20 protein-coding genes and 1 pseudogene are annotated in these 19,303 nt (G+C 72.5%); 11 read left to right on the forward strand and 10 right to left on the reverse strand.

Annotation, left to right across the window (positions count from 1 at the left end; translation table 11 throughout):
- Position 1 precedes the first annotated feature (1 nt).
- The gene (locus D581_RS0128735; protein WP_051114655.1) at positions 2-661 is read right to left on the reverse strand and encodes a Crp/Fnr family transcriptional regulator; all 660 of its coding nucleotides are present in this window, start codon (positions 659-661) and stop codon (positions 2-4) included.
- 128 nt (positions 662-789) lie between these two features.
- Positions 790-1,161: a hypothetical protein gene (locus D581_RS0128740; protein WP_026291001.1), complete on the reverse strand. Its 372-nt coding sequence runs from the start codon at positions 1,159-1,161 to the stop codon at positions 790-792.
- A 61-nt stretch (positions 1,162-1,222) separates the two neighbouring features.
- On the opposite strand from D581_RS0128740, the pseudogene D581_RS1000000141400 reads away from it, so the two are divergent.
- The 3 genes and pseudogenes from D581_RS1000000141400 to D581_RS1000000140945 form a co-directional block, all read left to right on the forward strand.
- Positions 1,223-1,363, forward strand: a pseudogene (locus D581_RS1000000141400) (peptidase C39 family protein); the annotation flags it as partial.
- Between the two features lie 93 nt (positions 1,364-1,456).
- A complete protein-coding gene (locus D581_RS0128750) occupies positions 1,457-2,239 on the forward strand; it encodes an SAM-dependent methyltransferase (RefSeq protein ID WP_018960603.1) in 783 nt (260 codons plus the stop codon).
- Between the two features lie 248 nt (positions 2,240-2,487).
- Entirely contained in the window at positions 2,488-2,640 is a 153-nt protein-coding gene (locus D581_RS1000000140945; RefSeq protein ID WP_018960604.1) for an SCO1431 family membrane protein, read from the forward strand.
- 42 nt (positions 2,641-2,682) lie between these two features.
- Here the strand turns inward: D581_RS1000000140945 and D581_RS1000000142295 are convergent, their stop codons facing one another.
- Positions 2,683-2,808 carry a hypothetical protein gene (locus D581_RS1000000142295; RefSeq protein ID WP_469224540.1) on the reverse strand — a complete coding sequence of 42 codons (126 nt, stop codon included), beginning with the start codon at positions 2,806-2,808 and terminating at the stop codon, positions 2,683-2,685.
- A gap of 310 nt (positions 2,809-3,118) precedes the next feature.
- Here D581_RS1000000142295 and D581_RS0128765 point away from each other — a divergent pair, with 310 nt between their 5' ends.
- A complete protein-coding gene (locus D581_RS0128765) occupies positions 3,119-4,291 on the forward strand; it encodes an acyl-CoA dehydrogenase family protein (protein ID WP_018960606.1) in 1,173 nt (390 codons plus the stop codon).
- A 478-nt stretch (positions 4,292-4,769) separates the two neighbouring features.
- Here the strand turns inward: D581_RS0128765 and D581_RS0128770 are convergent, their stop codons facing one another.
- A complete protein-coding gene (locus tag D581_RS0128770) occupies positions 4,770-5,168 on the reverse strand; it encodes a hypothetical protein (RefSeq protein WP_018960607.1) in 399 nt (132 codons plus the stop codon).
- Between the two features lie 202 nt (positions 5,169-5,370).
- Here D581_RS0128770 and D581_RS0128775 point away from each other — a divergent pair, with 202 nt between their 5' ends.
- The 4 genes from D581_RS0128775 (at position 5,371) to fxsA (ending at position 9,598) form a co-directional block, all read left to right on the forward strand.
- The gene (locus tag D581_RS0128775; protein WP_010057405.1) at positions 5,371-5,811 is read left to right on the forward strand and encodes an Lrp/AsnC family transcriptional regulator; all 441 of its coding nucleotides are present in this window, start codon (positions 5,371-5,373) and stop codon (positions 5,809-5,811) included.
- Between the two features lie 71 nt (positions 5,812-5,882).
- Positions 5,883-7,529 carry an amidohydrolase gene (locus tag D581_RS0128780; RefSeq protein WP_018960608.1) on the forward strand — a complete coding sequence of 549 codons (1,647 nt, stop codon included), beginning with the start codon at positions 5,883-5,885 and terminating at the stop codon, positions 7,527-7,529.
- A 616-nt stretch (positions 7,530-8,145) separates the two neighbouring features.
- Entirely contained in the window at positions 8,146-8,913 is a 768-nt protein-coding gene (locus tag D581_RS0128785) for a polyprenol monophosphomannose synthase (RefSeq protein WP_018960609.1), read from the forward strand.
- Positions 8,914-8,989: 76 nt separating this feature from the next.
- Positions 8,990-9,598: an FxsA family membrane protein gene (fxsA, locus tag D581_RS0128790; RefSeq protein WP_018960610.1), complete on the forward strand. Its 609-nt coding sequence runs from the start codon at positions 8,990-8,992 to the stop codon at positions 9,596-9,598.
- 137 nt (positions 9,599-9,735) lie between these two features.
- On the opposite strand, the gene D581_RS0128795 is transcribed toward fxsA, so the two are convergent.
- From D581_RS0128795 to yczE, 4 genes are all read right to left on the reverse strand, one after another.
- Complete coding sequence (locus D581_RS0128795; protein ID WP_003959706.1) at positions 9,736-10,110, reverse strand: RNA polymerase-binding protein RbpA; 375 nt, start codon at positions 10,108-10,110, stop codon at positions 9,736-9,738.
- Positions 10,111-10,376: 266 nt separating this feature from the next.
- On the reverse strand, positions 10,377-11,747 hold the full coding sequence (locus D581_RS0128800; protein ID WP_018960611.1) for an MFS transporter: 1,371 nt from the start codon (positions 11,745-11,747) through the stop codon (positions 10,377-10,379).
- 46 nt (positions 11,748-11,793) lie between these two features.
- Complete coding sequence (locus D581_RS0128805) at positions 11,794-12,555, reverse strand: glycerophosphodiester phosphodiesterase family protein (protein WP_018960612.1); 762 nt, start codon at positions 12,553-12,555, stop codon at positions 11,794-11,796.
- Complete coding sequence (yczE, locus tag D581_RS0128810; protein ID WP_018960613.1) at positions 12,552-13,271, reverse strand: membrane protein YczE; 720 nt, start codon at positions 13,269-13,271, stop codon at positions 12,552-12,554. The genes D581_RS0128805 and yczE overlap by 4 nt, the downstream gene beginning before the upstream one ends.
- A gap of 102 nt (positions 13,272-13,373) precedes the next feature.
- On the opposite strand from yczE, the gene D581_RS0128815 reads away from it, so the two are divergent.
- Entirely contained in the window at positions 13,374-14,873 is a 1,500-nt protein-coding gene (locus tag D581_RS0128815; protein WP_018960614.1) for an SCO1417 family PLP biosynthesis transcription factor, read from the forward strand.
- 83 nt (positions 14,874-14,956) lie between these two features.
- Here D581_RS0128815 and D581_RS0128820 read toward each other — a convergent pair whose 3' ends face one another.
- Together D581_RS0128820 and D581_RS0128825 are read right to left on the reverse strand one after the other, a co-directional pair.
- Positions 14,957-16,642: a membrane protein gene (locus D581_RS0128820; RefSeq protein ID WP_018960615.1), complete on the reverse strand. Its 1,686-nt coding sequence runs from the start codon at positions 16,640-16,642 to the stop codon at positions 14,957-14,959.
- Positions 16,643-16,679: 37 nt separating this feature from the next.
- Positions 16,680-16,874 (reverse strand): hypothetical protein, encoded by a 195-nt coding sequence (locus D581_RS0128825; protein WP_003970432.1) that lies wholly within the window; start codon positions 16,872-16,874, stop codon positions 16,680-16,682.
- Between the two features lie 327 nt (positions 16,875-17,201).
- Between D581_RS0128825 and D581_RS0128830 the strand changes: the two genes are divergently transcribed.
- Positions 17,202-17,594 carry an ankyrin repeat domain-containing protein gene (locus D581_RS0128830; RefSeq protein WP_018960616.1) on the forward strand — a complete coding sequence of 131 codons (393 nt, stop codon included), beginning with the start codon at positions 17,202-17,204 and terminating at the stop codon, positions 17,592-17,594.
- 290 nt (positions 17,595-17,884) lie between these two features.
- A complete protein-coding gene (locus D581_RS0128835; RefSeq protein WP_018960617.1) occupies positions 17,885-19,303 on the forward strand; it encodes a hypothetical protein in 1,419 nt (472 codons plus the stop codon).

Raw genomic sequence — 19,303 nt, forward strand, 5'->3', positions numbered from 1 at the left:
GTTAGCCGCCCACGTGGCCGCCGGCCGCCTTGCGCAGGCCCTCCACGCTGACCACCTCGATCCGGCGGTTTCCCACTCTCACGCAGTCGGGGCCGAGCCGTTCGAGCGCCTTGCTGACGGCTTTGCGGCCCACATCGATGTGCTGGGCCAGCTCCTCCCTCGTGAGTGAGAAGCAGGGCTTCCCTCCACCGGCGGCTGCGACCAAGCGGAGCAGGGCCAGGGCGAGACGTTCGTGAACAGCCCCCTCGCACAGCTCGACCTGTTCGCGCATACGATTCCAGGCCAATTCAAAAATGGGGCGTGCGAGCTTGTTCTCCCGGACGAAGCGATGGAAATCCTGTGCGGGCACAATGCATGCCCTGCTTTTCCTCAGCGCCCGCACGTCGGCCATCCGGACGCTACCGGGCTGAAGAGCCATCTCCCCCAGGATCTCGCCCCGCCCTCGGAAACCGAGCACTCGCTGCCGCCCGTCGGGCTCCGTCCTGACGACCTTCACCAGCCCCTCCACCAGGGCAAGCACATGCGTCCCCTGGTCCCCTTGCCGCAGCAGGGCGCGGCCCGCGAGGTAAGTCTGCTCCGGATATCGCGCCAGTCGCGCCCACTCCTCGTCCGGCACCAGAGCGCACAGAGGAGCCGATGGAAGAGAGTCATCTTCGCTCATGCGGTCAAGCTAGAGGAGAAAAACTTTGGATGGGCATGGAATTCACAAGTCGGTGCGCGCATCACAAATAGAACGGCCGAGTTATTTCGGCTAACCGCTCGGCGTCATCCCGCCGCCCTTGAGCCGTCCTATTTCGGAGGGGCGGACCTGGATGGCGAAAAGGGCGACCAGGCGAAGGCGGCGGCGACGATGAAGTCGGCCGAGACGTCGGAGGTGAGGATCTGGTTGCCTCGGGCGGGCGGGAGCCGGCCGGTGCGGGCGAAGAGGGCCTTCTCGGCCGGGTCGGCCCGGGCGAGGAAGGTCGGGACCTGCTGGTCTGCTTCGTTGCGGCTGGCGGTGCCGAAGGCGGTCACCAGGATGGGGAGGCCCAGCGAGCCGCCGACCTGCTGGGTGGAGTTGAGGACGCCGGAGGCTGCGCCGGACCGGGCGGCCGGACGTCGGAGAGGGTCGTCAGGGCCAGGGGACGAGCATCCTGCCCCAATGTGGCTCGCGCGGTCCACGCCTCTCACCTGCATGTTTGTGTGGAAGGGTGTCGCGTGGTGAGCGGCACTCTCCCATGTGGAGAACATCTGGCTGCGGACCAAGCGCTACGACGCGGCCGGCAAGGTCAGAAGCGGTACGGGCGGGGTGTGTTACGTCTACTGGCCGACCCGGACGACACCGGGTCAGTGGCGCGTGCTGCGGTCGCTCGGCCTGCTGTGAGCGGGTGCGGCCCCGCGGCCGCACCCGCCGGGCGCGCGGCCAAAGTGCCATGCCCGCAGAGGAGTTGCCGGAGGGCCGCGCTATGTTGAAGAGGTGACCGACCTCAACTCGCGCATCGACACATCCCGCCCGCACACGGCCCGGATATGGAACTACTGGACCGGCGGCAAGGACAACTACCCCGTCGACCGGCAGGCCGGAGACGAGATCCGGGAGCTGCACCCCGGGATCGGTGCGTACGCCAAGGAGGACCGCCTGTTCCTGGGGCGGGCGGTCCGGCACCTGGCCGAGCGGGAGGGCATCACGCAGTTCCTGGACATCGGAACGGGGCTGCCCAGCGCCGACAACACCCATGAGGTCGCCCAGCGCGTGACGCCGGACGCCCGTGTCGTGTACGTGGACAACGACCCGCTCGTGCTGGCGCACGCCCAGGCCTTGCTGGTCGGGACGCCCGAGGGGCGCATCGACTACCTGGACGCCGATCTGCGGGACGTCGACGCGATGCTGGCGGCCGCGGCGAAGACACTCGACTTCTCGCGGCCGGTGGCGCTGATGCTGCTCGGCGTCGTCATCTTCATCGAGGACGACGAGGAGTCGTACGGCGTCGTCCGCCGGCTGATGGCCGCGCTCGCCCCCGGCAGCTACCTCGTCCTGTCCCACACGGTCACACACCCCGACATGCCGGACGTCGACGAGGCGGTGGCGTTCTGGAACGAGCACGGGACACCGAAGCTCACGCAGCGGACCCCGGCTGCCGTGACGCGCTACTTCGAGGGCCTGGAGCTGCTGGAGCCCGGGGTCGTGCCGTGCTCCGCGTGGCGGGCCGAGACACCGGAGCCCGACGTCGCGATGTACGCGGGCGTCGGCCGTAAGTGAAGGACGGCTCCCGGTGGTCCGTCGGGCCACCGGGCGGCGGGGCCGGTGTGGCGTGCCCCACTGCGCGCTTCCGCCCGCGTGGCCCGTCCCGGCCCGATTTCCTTGCCGTACCTGCGGAGCGCGACGCCCGCGGAGGCTCGGCCCGCCCGGGACCGTGACCGGGATCTCGTTCTCCGCGGCGCCGGGTGCTGGCACTCTGGTCGGGTCACGGGGGACCCCAGCCGAAGCCGTACGAAGAGCGAGACGCCATGACCGCGACCACCGCCGCAGGAAACGCCCACCACGCCCGCCGCGCGCGCACCGGCGGTCCCGAGGACGGCTCGAAGCTGATGGAGCACATCGCCGGCTGGGCCTTCGTGGTCGTGTTCGCGATGCTCGTCACCCAGCTCGGCCTGCTGTGACGGCCCGCTCGCGGTAGGACCCCGCAGCCCTCGACGTCCGTTTCAGCCGATGCCCGGCAGCAGCTTCTCCGGCGGGATGCCGAGGGCCCTCGGCGTGGAGATCGCGGCACCGGAGCGGAAGCCCTCCGCCGTTGCACCGGAGGCGGCCAGGAGCACCCGACGTGACATGGGCGCGATGGTCGTTCGGTGGAACCGTCGGAGCACGCAGTCGGGCCAATGGTTCGGACCAATTCGCCGATGGTTCGCGGCCGTCGCGGGCCTTCCGGCCTGCGCGGTTGCCCCCCCCGTGACGGGAGCCATTCGATCGGGCATACTCAACCCGCCACAGCCGATCACCGCGCCCCCCGTGACCCGGGAAGGCAGGATCGGCCGGGCAGTCTGTCTTTTCCCGGGCCACTTCCGGGAGATCACCCGGCGGCGCCTCTCCCACCCCGAGCGAGTGACCGCCGCAACGCCCGACAGGGAGGAGAGCGCCGTCATGTCCGACCGTGCCCCGCAGCCGGTGGAACGCCGTCTGCCCACCGAGGAGTCCCGGCAGCTCGTCGCGCTCGTCCGCGACATCGTGTCGAAGGAGATCGCTCCCCGGGCGGCCGAGGAGGAGGAAACGGGCGTCTTCCCCCGTCAGGTCTTCACCCTCCTGTCCGAGGCCGGACTCCTGGGACTCCCGTACGACTCCGCCCACGGCGGCGGTGACCAGCCCTACGAGGTCTACCTCCAGGTCCTGGAAGAACTGGCGGCCGCCCGGCTCACCGTCGGTCTCGGCGTCAGCGTCCACTCCCTCGCCTGCCACGCCCTGGCCGGATACGGCACCGACGAGCAGCGCGCCACGCACCTGCCGGCCATGCTCTCCGGCGGCCTGCTGGGCGCCTACTGCCTCTCCGAACCAGCCTCGGGCTCCGACGCCGCCTCCCTGCGCACCAAGGCCGTGCGGGACGGGGACGACTGGGTCATCACCGGGACCAAGGCCTGGATCACCCACGGTGGGGTCGCGGACTTCTACACCGTGCTCGCCCGCACCGGCGTCGAGGGCCCCCGCGGCATCACGGCCTTCCTCGTCCCCGGCGACGCCGAGGGGCTGAACGCCGCTCTCCCCGAGAAGAAGATGGGGATGAAGGGCTCGCCGACGGCCCAGCTCCACTTCGACGGCGTACGGGTCGGCGACGACCGGCGCATCGGTGAGGAGGGCCAGGGCTTCGCCATCGCCCTGTCCGCGCTCGACTCCGGGCGCCTCGGCATCGCTGCCTGTGCCGTCGGGGTCGCCCAGGCGGCCCTGGACGAGGCCGTCCGGTACGCCACGGACCGGCGGCAGTTCGGCCGCCCCATCGCGGACTTCCAGGGGCTGCGGTTCATGCTCGCCGACATGGCCACCCAGATCGAGGCCGGCCGGGCGCTGTACCTGGAGGCGGCGCGGCTGCGGGACGCGGGGGAGTCCTTCTCCCGGCAGGCCGCCATGGCGAAGCTGTTCTGCACGGACGCGGCCATGCGGGTGACCACCGACGCCGTCCAGGTGCTCGGCGGTTACGGCTACACGCTCGACTTCCCGGTCGAACGGCTGATGCGCGAGGCGAAGGTGCTCCAGATCGTGGAGGGCACCAATCAGATCCAGCGCATGGTCATCGCGCGCCACCTCGCGGGTCCCGAGACGCGCTGAACCGCGGCGGCGCCTCGGGCCACGGGGGCAGTGCCGCGGCCTGGCGCCACTCCGGGTCGCGGCGGCCCGGCAGTGTGCGGCCGTCGCTCTCCCACTGCCTGAGCAGCGCGCTGTAGATCGGCGGGTCCGCGGGGGCGCCCATGGGCGAGGTCCCCGTGGAGCGAGGCAGCGGCTGTGTGGGCGTTCCCGGGTGCGGAACCGATTCTTCGGGCGGGGGTGCGGCGAGCCGGCGGCGACCCGAACCGACTGGTGCATGCAGCGTGGTCATACGGGGCCAACGCGGCGGGGCGGGCCGGGGTCACTGCCACGCCGATTCGAGCGCTCGTTCGCGGACGCCGCCCCCGGTCGCCGACGACCGGCGGATGCGGTGCCTCGGGCGCCGCGGCGTCGAACTCCTGCCTGCCCTCCGGGCGACGACGGGAGTTCGACGACAGGACCCGGGCCGTCGTGGTGCCGGGCAGCGTGTACGGCCTGTGGGTCAGGCGGCCTCGCGACGCATCCCCGGCACGCGTAGCGGACGGGAGCCGGACCCCCCGGCGTGCGAGAAGGGCTGCATCCGCCAGTCGAGTCCCTGGGGGAGCGTCAACAGCAGCCCCGCCTCCTGCTCCTGGAGTTCCAGCGTCTCGTCCGCGGGCCGGGCGTCGCTCACGCCGCGGCCGGTTCCGGAGCAGACGGTGAGGACGAACGGGTTCCACGGTGTGGGGCACCGGGCGTGCTCCGGCAGGACGTCCTCGTCGGCCAGCAGCGCGATGGGCTGGGTGCAGTCCGGGCAGATCACCCGGACCATCTCGAACATGTCGTACGCGTCGGCGCTACCGTCGTCGTCCGGATCAACAGGCTCCGGTTCGGTACGTTCGGTGAGCTTCAGGCTCTGCATGGAAATTCCCCCCTCGGGTGGGCCGACAAGGCGCCACGGCCTCGACCACAGCAAGCACTTCCCGCCGCGCATCCCCGATAACCGCGAGGCGGCCCGCTACCGACCCGCGGGCATGTGGCATTCGTCACATGCGGCCCGCAGGTGCCGAACCGTGACCCGTGCGACTGTGCCGAGCGGCGCCCTGGGCCATAGGTTGATCCACATGGAGGAGCTGGACCGTCAGATCGTTGAGTTGCTCGTCAAGGACGGGCGGATGAGCTACACCGACCTGGGCAAGGCCACGGGCCTGTCCACTTCGGCGGTTCATCAGCGCGTCCGCCGACTGGAGCAGCGCGGGGTGATCCGCGGCTATGCCGCGGTCGTCGACCCCGAGGCCGTCGGGCTGCCCCTCACCGCGTTCATCTCGGTGAAACCGTTCGACCCGAGCGCACCCGACGACATCGCCGAACGGCTCGCCGGAGTGCCCGAACTGGAGGCCTGCCACAGCGTCGCCGGGGACGAGAACTACATCCTCAAGGTGCGCGTGGCGACCCCGCTGGAGCTGGAGCACCTGCTCACCCGGATCCGCACGCTCGCCGGTGTGTCCACCCGGACCACCGTCGTCCTGTCCACCCCGTACGAGGCCCGGCCCCCGCGTATCTGAGCGGCGGGCCGCCCGCCGCGGAGGAGGGGGCCGAGGACCGGGCGGCGGCCGGCAGGCGCGAGACTGGTCCCATGAGCCAGAGCACCGCCCCCCAGAGCGCCCCCGAACACCGCACCGTGCTGTTGCGCGGCGGAGACGTCCACAGCCCCGCAGACCCGTTCGCCACCGCGATGGTCGTCGAACGCGGCCATGTCGCCTGGGTGGGGTCCGAGGGAGCCGCCGACGCCTTCGCGAGCGGCGTGGACGAGGTGGTCGACCTCGAAGGCGCCCTGGTCACCCCGGCTTTCACCGACGCCCATGTGCACACCACCGCCACCGGTCTGGCCCTGACGGGGCTCGACCTCTCCGGCGCCCGCACCCTGCCCGAGGCCCTCGGCCTCGTCCGTGCGTTCGCGAACGGGCGCCCTGCCGGGGACGTTCTGCTCGGACACGGCTGGGACGCCGCCCGCTGGCCCGAGCGGCGTCACCCCTCGCGCGCCGAACTCGACGAGGCGGCCGGCGGCCGGGCCCTGTACCTGCCGCGGATCGACGTGCACTCCGCGATCGTCACGACCGCTCTGCTCGACCTCGTCCCCGGCGTCACCGCGATGACCGGCTATCACCCCGACGCGCCGCTCACCGGCGACGCCCACCACGCGGTACGGGCCGCCGCCCACGGCGCGCTCCCGGCCGCCCAGCGGGGAGCCGCGCAGCGCGCCGCCCTCGACCACGCCGCCTCCCTCGGCATCGGCAGCGTGCACGAGTGCGGGGGGCCGGAGATCTCCGACGAGGAGGACTTCACCTCGCTCCTCGCCCTCGCCGCCGAGCGGCCCGGACCCCGCGTCCTCGGCCTCTGGGCCGAGGAGATCGCCGACGAGAAGGACGCCCGGCGCATCCGCGAACTGGGCGCGATCGGCGCGGCCGGCGATCTGTTCGTCGACGGTTCCCTCGGCTCCCACACCGCCTGCCTGCACCGGCCCTACGCGGACGACCCGCACACCGGCACCGCCCACCTGGACGCCGCCAGGATCGCCGCCCATGTCACCGCCTGCACCGAGGCGGGCCTCCAGGCGGGCTTCCACGCCATCGGCGACGCCGCGGTCACCGCCGTGGTGGACGGGATCCGGTCCGCCGCGGGGGCGCTCGGCCTCGACCGGATCCGGGCCGCCCGCCACCGCGTCGAACACGCCGAGATGCTCACCCCCGAGACGATCGCGGCCTTCGCGGAACTGGGCCTCACCGCCTCCGTCCAGCCCGCCTTCGACGCCGCCTGGGGCGGCCCGGAGGGGATGTACGCCGAGCGCCTCGGTACGGCGCGGGCCGCCACCCTCAACCCGTACGCGGCGCTGCTGCGGGCGGGTGTGCCGCTGGCCTTCGGCTCCGACAGCCCGGTCACCCCGCTCGACCCCTGGGGCACCGTGCGGGCCGCCGCCCACCACCGCACCCCGGAGCACCGCATCTCGGTCCGTGCCGGGTTTACCGCGCACACCCGCGGCGGCTGGCGGGCCGTCGGCCGCGACGACGCGGGCATCCTGGTGCCCGGCGCCCCGGCCGACTACGCCGTCTGGCGCACCGCCGAACTCCTGGTCCAGACCCCCGACGACCGGGTCGCCCGATGGTCCACCGACCCCCGGTCCGGCACGCCCGGCCTGCCGGATCTCACCCCCGGGGCCGACCTTCCCGTCTGCCTGCGGACCGTGGTCTTCGGACAAACTGTCTACGTGCGACCGAACGAGTGACGTCGGGACATTTCGTACCGCCGATCGATGGCCCGATCGCTGGTCCGCCACCTGCGGCCCTTCCGTACTGACCAGGCGGTTCCGGAAAAAGTCGCAGGTCGCACGGGTGTTGACAGAAAGCGCCCACGGGCCGGTAGGTTCGGCCGGGTCCACCACAGGACGTCCGTCCGGTTAAACCTCCACGCAGTCGTCGAACGCCGCTGGGTCATGAGGTGGTGTGCCGCACCGGCCCACCACCGCCGACAGCCAGGTTCAGCGCCCGCGCCTCGGGGGCGAGGGAAGGTTGCAGCCGGACGGAGGGTGGGACCCGGGTGGGGCCCGGACGTTCAGTAGACAACGGCTTTCGGTCGACCCGCAGCCAGCGGGTCCCAGGTCGGCCCGAAGGGCGCGCCGGGCCCCGATCCGAAGTTCCGACGCTTTCACCCACGTCTTCTCCCGCGTCTTCGTCCCGCGTCTTCGTCCCGCGTCTTCTCCCGGAGGGGTCCCGGGCCCGTGTTCTGTCCGCAGTTCCACGGGTCTGTCCGCGCCGCGCCACGCGCCCGCGCGACCGCGTCGGCGCCCGACGGCGGTGCGCTGGATATGGTGTCCCCCTGTGTACGGACTCTAAGGGGCAGTAGTGAACGACGGCGGTCAGAGGCAGTTCGGCCCGCTCGGCAGGGTTCTGGTGATCATTCCGACCTACAACGAGGTCGAGAACATCGGGCCGATCGTCGACCGGGTGCGTACCGCCGTCCCGGATGCCGACATCCTGGTGGCCGACGACAACAGCCCCGACGGCACCGGCAAGGCGGCCGACGAGATCGCCGCGGCCGACGACCAGGTCCACGTCCTGCACCGCAAGGGCAAGGAAGGACTCGGCGCCGCCTACCTCGCGGGCTTCGCCTGGGGCTCCGAGCACGGCTACGGCGTGCTCGTCGAAATGGACGCGGACGGCTCCCACCAGCCCGAGGAGCTGCCCCGGCTGCTCACCGCGCTGAAGGGCGCCGACCTGGTCCTCGGATCCCGCTGGGTGCCGGGCGGCCGCGTGGTCAACTGGCCCAAGAGCCGTGAGGTGATCTCGCGCGGCGGCAGCCTCTACTCCCGGCTGGCCCTCGGTCTCTCCGTCCGGGACGTCACCGGCGGCTACCGCGCCTTCCGCACCGGGACGCTCGACGGCCTCGGACTGGACGAGGTCGCCTCGCAGGGCTACTGCTTCCAGGTGGATCTCGCCCGCCGTGCGGTCGAGGCGGGCTATCACGTGGTCGAGGTCCCCATCACCTTCGTCGACCGGGAGATCGGTGACTCCAAGATGAGCCGGGACATCCTCGTCGAGGCGCTGTGGCGGGTCACCGGCTGGGGCATCAGCTCCCGCGCGAACAAGGTCATGGGCCGCAAGACCCTCTAGAACGTGGGCGCGGCCCGACCGGCTTCATGATCACCCGCTTACGCCGTTCGCACGCCCGTACAGGCACACTGGGGACATGACGACCGGCACTCCGCCCCCGACCCGTCCCCGGCGCTCGCGCGCCCGTAGATTCCTGCCGCTGGCCCTGGCCGCCTGGCTGGTCCTGGAGATCTGGCTCCTGACCCTGGTCGCCTCGGCCGCCGGCGGCCTCGTCGTCCTGCTGATCCTGGTGGCCGGGGCCGTGCTCGGCGCCGCGGTCATCAAGCGCGCGGGCCGACGCGCCTTCAAGAACCTGACCGAGACCCTCCAGCAGATGCCGGGGCAGCCCGGCGCCCCGGCCACGCCGCCGGCCGCCCCCGCGGGCGGCAAGGGCTCCCGGGGCAACGGGCTGCTGATGCTGGGCGGGCTGCTGCTCCTGATCCCCGGCCTGATCTCGGACGCGGCCGGCCTGATCCTGCTGGTGCCGCCGGTGCGCACCATGGTCAGCCGGTACGCGGAGCGCTCGCTGGAGCGCCGTATGCGGGCCGCGGCGCCCGGGGGCCTCTCGGACGCCTTTCAGCAGGCCAGGATGGGCCGGCCGGACGGAAAGGTCGTCCAGGGCGAGGTCATCCGCGAGGACGGCTCCCAGGCGCCGTCCGGGCCCGACGACGACCCCCGGGGCCCCCGCCCGCCCCTCACGCCCTGACGGGGGCTCCCGGCGTGCCGGCGAGCCCTGCGGCCGGGACCATGCCTGGGGGTATGCCAAGAGCCGCGGGCCGTGACACATGTTCTGTGTCACGGCCCGCGGCTCTTGGTGCTGTGCTGCTGTGCGGTACTACGCGGTCAGGCAGACTTCCTGCTGTCCCGCGGGTGCACGGCGATGTTCATGGCTCCGGAGCGCAGAACCGCCAGCCTCTCGGCCAGCACCTCCTCCAGCTCCTCGCGGGTGCGCCGCTCCATGAGCATGTCCCAGTGCGTGCGCGCCGGCTTGCCCTTCTTCTCCTCGGGGCCATCCCCGTCCACCAGGAGTGCCTGGGCGCCGCACGCCTTGCACTCCCACTCCGGCGGAATCTCTGCTTCTACCGAGAACGGCATCTCAAATCGATGTCCGTTCTGGCATGCGTACTCCACCGCCTGGCGCGGGGCCAGATCGATGCCGCGGTCCGTCTCGTAGCTGGTAACCACAAGTCGCGTGCCGCGGAGAGCTCGCTCACTCATGAATCGTGCCTCCCGGGCTTGTCGCCCACAGGACAAAATGTCGCTGTCGTCGTCATCCGGTCAACGTCCGGTCGGCGGTAAAGATTCCCGTTGCCGGTCATGCGTCGCCCGTCGTGCCGCTGCTTTATCTGGGTTGAGTACCCGCGCTTGCCCGGTTTGTCACCTCTGGTGGAAGTTGTCACTCAACGGTTGAGTCGCTTCCACTGGCAGTAACGGTCCTCCCGGGCAGGCCAAAGACGTATACTACCGCCCTTTGACTTCAACGTCTAAATCCGTTCCGGCACGGGGTTGCCCGCCGCCTCCACCGCACGCCTCACCGGGACCCGCGCGAGCAGCACCGCGCCGAGCGCGAAGAACACGATCAGCGAGATGATCGCGTCGCGATAGCTGCCGGTCAGCTGGTACGCCAGACCGAACACCAGGGGCCCCAGCCAGCTCAGTCCGCGGTCGCTCAGCTCGTACGCGGAGAAGTACTCCGCCTCCTTGCCGCGCGGCACCAGGTGCGAGAACAGTGACCGCGACAGGGCCTGGCTGCCGCCCAGCACCAGGCCGATCGCCGCCGCCAGAACGAAGAAGAACCCCGGAGCGTCGGCGGGCAGCAGATAGGCGGAGATCAGGATGAGGGTCCAGATCACCAGCGATCCCAGAATGGTGCGCTTCGCCCCGTACGTCCGGGCGAGCCGCCCCATGCCGAGCGCCCCCGCCACCGCCAGGACCTGCACCAGCAGCACGGCGACGATCAGCGTCGTCTGATCCAGGCCCAGCTCCTCGGAGCCGTACAGCGAGGCCTGCGAGATCACCGTCTGGACCCCGTCGTTGTAGACGAGATAGGCGAGCAGGAAGGAGAGCGTCAGCGGGTGGCGCCGCATGTCGCGCAAGGTCGCTCTCAGCTGCTGCCACCCGGATCCGACCGCGCCCTCACCGCCCGGCGGGATCCGGCGGTCACGCAGCCGGCGCAACGGTACGAGGGTGAACGCGCCCCACCACACACCGGCCGACGCGAGGCAGATCCGCACCGCGTCGGACTCCGCGAGCCCGAAGGACTCGTGGCCGGTGTAGAGGATCAGGTTGAGGACCAGTACGACGGCGCCCGAGGTGTAGCCGAACGCCCAGCCGCGCGAGGAGACCGCGTCGCGCTCCTCCGGCTCGGCGATCTGCGGCAGATAGGCGTTGTACAGGACCATCGAAACGGAGATGGAGGCGTTCGCCACGATCAACAGGAACGCGCCCAGCAGATAGCGGTGGCCGTCCAGGAAGAACATCCCCGCAGTCGCCGCGGCCCCCGTGTAGGCCGCCGCCGCCAGGAGCGGCTTCTTGCGCCCGGTACGGTCCGCCGCCGCGCCCACGATCGGCATCAGCACGACGGCCACCACGATGGAAGCCGAGACGGAGTACGCGAACAGCGAACCCGCGCGCACGGGTATGCCCAGCGGGTGCACGAACCCGTCGGGATCGGCCGCCGCCTTGGCGATCGACGTCAGATACGGACCGAGGAAGACGGTCAGCACGCTGGTGGAGTAGACGGAGCACGCGAAGTCGTAGAAGTACCAGCCGTGCTGCTCGCGTCTGCGGGCGGCCGCCGTCCCGTCGTCCGGCGGCTGCCCGGCCGGATCGGCCTTTGTGGTCCCGGTGCTCAAGCCGCGCCCCCTCGGTCGTCCCCTGTGGACGTGGACGGACCGGGCGTCAGGACCATGCCCCCCGCTCGCTCAGCACCGTACGCAGCGTCTCGATGTGATCGGTCATGATGCCATCCACGCCGAGGTCCAGGAGCGCCGCCATCCGCTCCGGTTCGTTCACCGTCCAGACGTGCACCTGGAGCCCGAGCGCGTGCGCCGTGCGGACGAAGCGGGCGTCCACCACCGGGACGCCGCCCTGCCGCTCCGGGACCTGGGCGCAGACCGCGCCCGCGCGCAGCGCCGCCCCGATGCCGTACGAACGCAGGCGCAGCCCCAGTACGCCGCGCACCCCGTACGACGTGGCCAGCCGGGGGCCCGCCAGGCGGTGGGCGCGGGCCACCCGCGCCTCCGAGAACGAGCCGACGCAGACCCGGTCCCAGGTATCGGTGCGACGGATCAGGCCGAGCAGCGGCTCCAGCGCCGATTCCGCCTTGAGGTCCACGTTCCAGCGGGCCTTGGGGAACTCCTCCAGGAGCTCCTCGAAGAGCGGGAGCGGCTCACTGCCCCCGACCCGGGCCCGGCGCACCTCGCTCCAGGGCAGCGCGGAGATCCGGCCCCGGGCATCGGTGACCCGGTCCAGCGTCGCGTCGTGGAAGGCGACGAGACGGCCGTCCGCCGTGGTGTGCACATCGGTCTCGAAGTAGCGGTAGCCCGCCTCGGACGCCCGGCGGAAGGCGGTCGCGGTGTTCTCCACGCCGTCCGCCGCCCCGCCGCGATGGGCGAAGGCGATCGGCGCCGGGTGGTCCAGGTAAGGGTGGCTCGGATTCACTGCGGCAGTATGGCCTGCCCGGACGCCGGGTCGGCAACGGGGCCGGAACCGGCGGGCGGCGCGGGGGTGGACGGCTCGCCCGAGGCGACGGTGGCACCCGGTCCGGCGGGCTCGGGGAGCGCGAACATCCGCAGGAAGAACTGGGCCAGCGGGCCGATGGCCAGCGCGTAGAGCACCGTGCCCGCCCCCAGTGAGCCGCCCAGCAGGAACCCGGTCACCACGACCGCCACCTCGATCGCCGTGCGGACCAGCCGGATGGAACGCCCGGTGACCCGGTTCAGCCCGGTCATCAGCCCGTCGCGAGGCCCCGGCCCGAACCGGGCGGCGATGTACAGCCCGGTCGCCACCCCGTTGAGCACGATGCCCAGGACCATCACGGGAACGCGGAACCCGAGCCCGTCCACGTCGCCGACCACGGCGAGCGTCCCGTCCATCGCCAGCCCGACCACGAAGACGTTCGAGACCGTGCCGAGCCCCGGCCGCTGGCGCAGCGGGATCCACAGCAGCAGCACCACCGCGCCGACGACGATCGACACCACGCCGATCGATATCCCGGTCAGCTCCGCGAGGCCCTGATGCAGCACACCCCACGGCTCCAGGCCCAGTTCGGCCCGCACCAGGAGCGCGGAGCTCGCCCCGTACAGCGTCAGGCCGACGTACAGCTGGACCAGCCGCCGGGTGAGGTGAGTGGTGCTCCGGCCGGTGGTCCTGGCCACGTCGTGCCTCCTGCTGTAGTGGTAGTGGACTGCTTCGTGCCACTCTGTGGCAGGGGATCGGTCACCAACTATGGCCAATCCGAGGAAGGTGGACTGAATTTTATGGCGCAGTGGACATCGACGGTGGGGGCGGCACAGCTCGCCCGGCAGCTCGGGTCGCAGCAGGCCCGGCCCATCGGACCCGGCGGCCGCAAGCCGCCCGCCTACCGTGCGCTCGCCGACGGGGTGCGGCTGCTCGTCCTGGAGGGCCGGGTCCCGGTCGCCGCCCGCCTCCCCGCCGAACGCGAGCTGGCCCTCGCCCTGGCCGTCAGCCGTACGACCGTCGCGGCGGCCTACGAGGCGCTGCGCGCCGAGGGCTTCCTGGAGTCCCGGCGCGGCGCCGGCAGCTGGACCGCCGTCCCGGCCGGCAACCCGCTGCCCGCCCGCGGTCTCGAACCACTGCCGCCGGAGTCGCTCGGCTCGATGATCGACCTGGGCTGTGCGGCCCTGCCCGCGCCCGAGCCCTGGCTGACCCGCGCCGTCCAGGGGGCGCTGGAGGAGCTGCCGCCGTACGCCCACACGCACGGCGACTACCCGGCCGGACTGCCCGCCCTGCGGCAGATGATCGCCGAGCGCTACACCGCGCTCGGCATCCCGACCATGCCCGAACAGATCATGGTCACCACCGGCGCGATGGGCGCCATCGACGCGATCTGTCACCTCTTCGCGGGCCGCGGCGAACGGATCGCGGTCGAGTCCCCCAGTTACGCCAACATCCTCCAGCTGATGCGCGAGACGGGCGCCCGCCTCGTCCCGGTCGCGATGGAGGAAGGGCTCGGCGGCTGGGACATGAACCGCTGGCGCCAGGTGCTGCGGGACGCCGCGCCCCGGCTCGCCTATGTGGTGGCCGACTTCCACAACCCCACCGGCGCGCTCGCCGACGAGCAGCAGCGCCGGGACCTGGTGGACGCGGCCCGGTCCGCCGGAACGGTCCTGGTCGTCGACGAGACCATGAACGAACTGCGCCTGGACGCCGACATCGACATGCCGCGCCGTGTCTGCGCCTTCGACCCGGCGGGCAGCACGGTCCTGACCGTCGGCTCGGCCAGCAAGGCCTTCTGGGCCGGTATGCGCATCGGCTGGGTGCGCGCGGCCCCCGACGTCATCCGCAGCCTGGTCGCCGCCCGCGCCTACGCCGACATGGGCACCCCCGTCCTGGAACAGCTCGCCATCAACTGGCTCATGGGCACGGGCGGCTGGGAACAGGCCGTCGAGGTCCGGCGCGGCCAGGCGCGGGAGAACCGGGACGCCCTGGTCGCGGCGGTGCGCCGGGAGCTGCCGGACTGGGAGTTCGCCGTGCCGCGCGGCGGACTGACGCTGTGGGTGCGCACCGGGGGCCTCTCCGGATCGCGGTTGGCCGTGGCCGGCGAACGGGTCGGCGTCCGGGTGCCGTCGGGCCCCCGTTTCGGGGTCGACGGGGCCTTCGAGGGGTACGTACGGCTGCCGTTCACGGTCAGTGGGCCCGTCGCGGACGAGGCGGCCGTACGGCTGGCCGCCGCGGTGGACCTGGTGCGTTCCGGGGCGGGCGTGGGGGCCGACGCCCCGCGCAGCTTCGTGGCCTGAGCCTTCTGGGCCGGGCACGGACACCCGCGGGCGGGAGGCGGACCGTCGATGGTCCGCCTCCCGCCCGCGGCGGTGCTCCCCGTTCAGCTCTCGGCGCCCGCCGGCTGCGCCCGCGCCAGGGGTTCGGACGGCCTGGCCTCGGCGACCACCGCCTCCACCGGCACGGCCTCGCCCGGACGGGCCGCCGCCTCCACTGCCACGGGGACCTGCTCCGTCGGGGGGCCCTCGTCGGCGGGCTCCCTCGCCGGGGCCGCCTCCATCGGGGGGTGTCGGTCGGGCAGCAGGTCGAGCACCGCCTGCCGGTGCGCGTCGCTCGTGGCGTCGTCGTACGGGTCCGGGGTGGCGGGCACCTGGAGCCGCAGGACCGGGCCCGCGCCGAGGCGGACGTAACCGCGTCCCGGGGGGACCTCGGGCGGCGGCGTGGTGTGCGGTTCGGCGCCGAGGACGGCCGCGATCTGTTCGCGGGAGGCCGGCCCGAGGACCGCGCGGGCGCGCGTGTGGGTCGTGACGGTCTCGGTGAGGGTGTCCAGCGCGTCGAACTGCTCGGCCAGCACGACGGTGACCTGGGCGGCCCGGCCGTGCCGCAGCGGGATCCGGAGCAGCTCCAGCGGATCGGGCCTGCCGTCGGCCGCCGCGAGATGGCCCAGCGCGCAGGGGCGGTCCAGCAGGATCCACAGCGGGCGCCGGATGTCGTCCGGCACGGGGTGGCCGCTCTGCCGGGCCCGGTTGGCGGCGATCAGCCGGCGCTCCGTCTCGTGCGCCGCCCACTCCAGCGTCGCCAGCGCCCCGCCGAGGCCGGACTCCACGGCGAGGACGCCGCCGCGCCCCGCGAGGGCGCCGTACTCGCCGGTGCCGCTGCCGTCGACCACGATGACGTCGCCGTCCCGGAGCGCCTGGAGGGCGATCGAGCGGACCAGGGTCGTGGTGCCGCCGCCGGGCTGCCCGACGGCCAGCAGGTGCGGTTCGGTGGAGCGGCCGCCGGTCCGCCAGACCACGGGCGAGGCGTCCACCGTCATGTCGCCGTCGCGCACGGGGACGGTGCGCGAGACGGCGTCCGGGTCGGTGAAGCCGAGCACCGTCTCACCGGCGGCGGTGACGAAGCGCTGGGCGGCGATCGTCGTGGGGAGCGCGTCCAGCACGGTCATGACGAGACGGTTGGCCTCCTCGTCCCAGCCGAAGTGGTACTCGCGCCCCCGGCCGGACTTGGTGTGGAGCAACTGCTCGATCCGGGAGCGGGCGGCCGGCTCGCCGTCCGTGAAGTACGCGGGGTAGGAGACCCGCAGACGGGTGAGCCGCCCGTCGGCGTCGAAGGCGTACCCGTCGAAGGCTTTCCCCCAGTCGCCGCCGTGGGCGAACAGCGGATCGGGGTCGTCGGGCGTCGAGAAGTACGGCACGAGCGCCTCGTACAGCGACCGCAGACGCGCGGTCTCCGCGTCGTCGGGCCCGGTCCGCACGGGGATCCGCTCCCGCCCCTTCCACGCGGCAGCGCCCATCACCGTGACCAGGGCCAGGATCGGCCCGTAGGGGACGAGCGCCACCACGAGCACGCAGGCCGCGCCGAGGAGCAGCCTGGGCCCACGCCGCTCCTTGGGCGTCGCGACCCACTTCCGCCGGCCGGACACGGCCAGCAGCCGCAGTCCGCGGACCACGGTGATCAGCGGATGGAGGACATCGGTGGCGCTGTCGGCGGCCGTGCGCGCGATCTCTCTGCCGCGAGTGATCGAAGCGCTGCCGCTGCTCAGAATGCGGGGGAGTGGTCGCCGTGCCACATCGGTCTCCTGTAGGGGTGGGAGCGGTCGCGGAGCGTCAGAACTTGATCCCGCCCAGTAGGCCGGCGAGGCTCGCCCCGCCCGCCGTGATGCTCGGGGCGATGGCGGTGCCGGCCAGGTAGAAGCCGAACAGGGCGCAGACGATGGCGTGGGAGGCCTTGAGCCCGTCCTTCTTGAAGAACAGGAAGACGACGATGGCGAGCAGTACCACGCCCGAGATGGAAAGGATCATGAGTGGTTCTCTCCTGGTCGAAGGGGACAGTCACCATGAGTCCTTCCAGGATCACGAGAAGTATCTATATGACAAAAGGTGCAATCGAGTGAATATCCTGCACTTTCACTTGACTGGCTCACAGAAGTAGGCACCCGAGGGGCGGCATCACCTCGTCCGTGCCGGGCAGGATCAGCCGCGGTGATCCCTTGCCGTATCCGGGCCGGGTCATGTCGGCCCGGGAGCAGTACCCTGTCGATTCACTCGTACGGTCCCGTGCCGTACTCCCCACCAGGTCAACCGCGGCGGTGACAGCCGTGGCAGCAGTCAAGGAAGGCGGTCCGTCCGATGAGCGAAACCCCTGATCCCGAGGTGGTCGAGCTGGCGACCAAGGTCTTCGACCTGGCCCGCGCCGGCGACACCGAGGCGCTCACCGCGTACGTCGAGGCCGGAGTCCCCGCCAACCTCACCAACGACCGGGGCGACACGCTGCTCATGCTCGCCGCCTACCACGGGCACGCCGGGACGGTCGCCGCCCTCGTGGCCCGTGAGGCCGACCCGGACCGGGCCAACGACCGGGGCCAGACCCCGCTGGCCGGAGCCGTCTTCAAGGGCGAGGACGCCGTCGTCGACGCGCTGCTCGCCGCCGGCGCCGACCCGGCCGCGGGAACGCCGTCCGCGCTGGACACGGCCCGGATGTTCGGCAAGACCGACCTGCTGGAACGCTTCGGTGCCCGGTGAGACGCCGGCGGGCGCGCCCCGTCGCGCGTCCGCCGTGGGCTCCGCTGACCGGTCCGTCGTAAATGTGGTCGCGGTGGCGAAATGGCTGGGTCATCATGACGTCGCGGGCCCGCTCAGGGCCACCGACGAGAGGCAGAGGAAGATGCTCTACACCAGGCGAAAGACGGCGGTCGGCCGATCATGTCACTGCGCGGCGTAACGGTGTCCCCCCGGACATCCCCACGTGCCGAGAGGCACGGGGCACTGCACAGTCCCGGTTGCGTCGACAGCTTGATGTGAGGCTTTCTCCCATGTTCGATCCGTTCATAGCGCCGAGCGGCACCCTGCTCGGCCTGTTGCAGAGGGGCCGCGGCGACGGCACGCTCCACGCGCTCGCCGCACCGCGCCCCGAGGCCCTCGCGGCTCTCAACCACTGCGTCGTGAGCGACCCCCGTCACGACTGGCAGGTGGAGAACCGCTCCCTCTACTACGCGCGCCTCTACCTCGACCTCGACGGCGGTATCGAGGAGATCGAGCGACACCTCGCCGATCCCGACGACCTCATCGACACCGACGACTCCCGGACCGGTCTGGCGCTGTCCGTCCTCGGCCACCTCGCCTCCTACGGGCGCGACGACGCCCTGGCCCTGCTCCGCCGCTACGCGGCGACCGGCGCCAACTGGGCCTGGGCCCTGGACGAACTCGCCCTGCGCGACGACGACGCCGGCCTGCGCTCCCTCGCGCTGCCCGTCCTCGCCCGCTTCCCGGCCACCCACCAGGGCTCGGCTGACCTCGCCGCCGCCGTACGGGACTCCTTCGAGCCGCGCCCCTGGCGGCTGTGGGCCGACGACCCGCGCGCGGCGGTCGGCGCCCGGGTCAGGGCCGCCGGCGAACAGGGCTCGTTCGACCGATGGCAACGCCAGATGCGCCCTGGGGGTCCCCGCCCCGGCTGGAGCGTCCAGGCCGTCTTCGACTGGGCCCAGCAGGCCCTGGAACGCGGCAGCGAACTGCACGTCCCCGCGGCCCGCTGCCTCTCCGCCGTCGCCGGACCCGACGACCTGCCCGTGATCGTCGGGGCCGCCCGCAGCGGCCCCGAAGGCGCCCGCTGCGCCGCCCTGCACTACCTCGCGGAGGCGGGCGACCCCGCCGTCCTCGACCTCATCGAGGCCGCCGCCGTCAGCCCCGCCCGCACCGTCGCCGACACGGCCATCGCCGCCTTCGAGCGGATGACCTGCGACGACGCTGTGGAACGGGCCCGGCGCTGGGCCCACCGCCCCGACGCGCTGGGGGCCTCGGCCGCCGGAGTGCTCGCCTGCCGAGGCACCGCCCAGGACGCTCCCCAAGTCCTCGGCGCGCTGCGGGAGGCCGTACGCGGCGACGGACCCGACGCCCCCCGGCTGTGGACGCTGGTCGACGGAGCGGGCCGCCTCGGCATCGGCTGCGCCGCGCCCGTGCTGCGCCACGTCTACCGCGAGACGTCCTCCTCGCACCTGCGGGGCAGGGCCGCCCGCGCCCTGGCCGCCACTGACCCGTCCTACCCGACCGGGTTCGCGGTGGAGTGCCTCTGGGACTGCGAGGAGACCACCCGCGAGGTGGCCGCCCTGCACGCCGAGACCGGAGACGTCCGCGTCGCCGAACGCCTGCGCCGCCTCGCCGCCGACCCGGCCGAGGAGGCCGAGGTCCAGACGGCGGTACGGAGCCGGATCGGGCCGGACGCACCGGCTCTCTGA

The sequence above is a fragment of the Streptomyces sp. CNB091 genome, assembly GCF_000377965.1.

What these genes read in the sequence shown, in the direction of transcription:
- D581_RS0128735 (WP_051114655.1), bottom strand. Translation starts at nt 661, where the DNA reads ATGAGCGAAGATGACTCTCTTCCATCGGCTCCTCTGTGCGCTCTGGTG.
- D581_RS1000000140945 (WP_018960604.1), top strand. Translation starts at nt 2,488, where the DNA reads ATGACCGCGACCACCGCCGCAGGAAACGCCCACCACGCCCGCCGCGCG.
- D581_RS1000000142295 (WP_469224540.1), bottom strand. Translation starts at nt 2,808, where the DNA reads ATGTCACGTCGGGTGCTCCTGGCCGCCTCCGGTGCAACGGCGGAGGGC.
- D581_RS0128765 (WP_018960606.1), top strand. Translation starts at nt 3,119, where the DNA reads ATGTCCGACCGTGCCCCGCAGCCGGTGGAACGCCGTCTGCCCACCGAG.
- D581_RS0128770 (WP_018960607.1), bottom strand. Translation starts at nt 5,168, where the DNA reads ATGCAGAGCCTGAAGCTCACCGAACGTACCGAACCGGAGCCTGTTGAT.
- D581_RS0128775 (WP_010057405.1), top strand. Translation starts at nt 5,371, where the DNA reads ATGGAGGAGCTGGACCGTCAGATCGTTGAGTTGCTCGTCAAGGACGGG.
- D581_RS0128780 (WP_018960608.1), top strand. Translation starts at nt 5,883, where the DNA reads ATGAGCCAGAGCACCGCCCCCCAGAGCGCCCCCGAACACCGCACCGTG.
- fxsA (WP_018960610.1), top strand. Translation starts at nt 8,990, where the DNA reads ATGACGACCGGCACTCCGCCCCCGACCCGTCCCCGGCGCTCGCGCGCC.
- D581_RS0128795 (WP_003959706.1), bottom strand. Translation starts at nt 10,110, where the DNA reads ATGAGTGAGCGAGCTCTCCGCGGCACGCGACTTGTGGTTACCAGCTAC.
- D581_RS0128815 (WP_018960614.1), top strand. Translation starts at nt 13,374, where the DNA reads ATGGCGCAGTGGACATCGACGGTGGGGGCGGCACAGCTCGCCCGGCAG.
- D581_RS0128825 (WP_003970432.1), bottom strand. Translation starts at nt 16,874, where the DNA reads ATGATCCTTTCCATCTCGGGCGTGGTACTGCTCGCCATCGTCGTCTTC.
- D581_RS0128830 (WP_018960616.1), top strand. Translation starts at nt 17,202, where the DNA reads ATGAGCGAAACCCCTGATCCCGAGGTGGTCGAGCTGGCGACCAAGGTC.
- D581_RS0128835 (WP_018960617.1), top strand. Translation starts at nt 17,885, where the DNA reads ATGTTCGATCCGTTCATAGCGCCGAGCGGCACCCTGCTCGGCCTGTTG.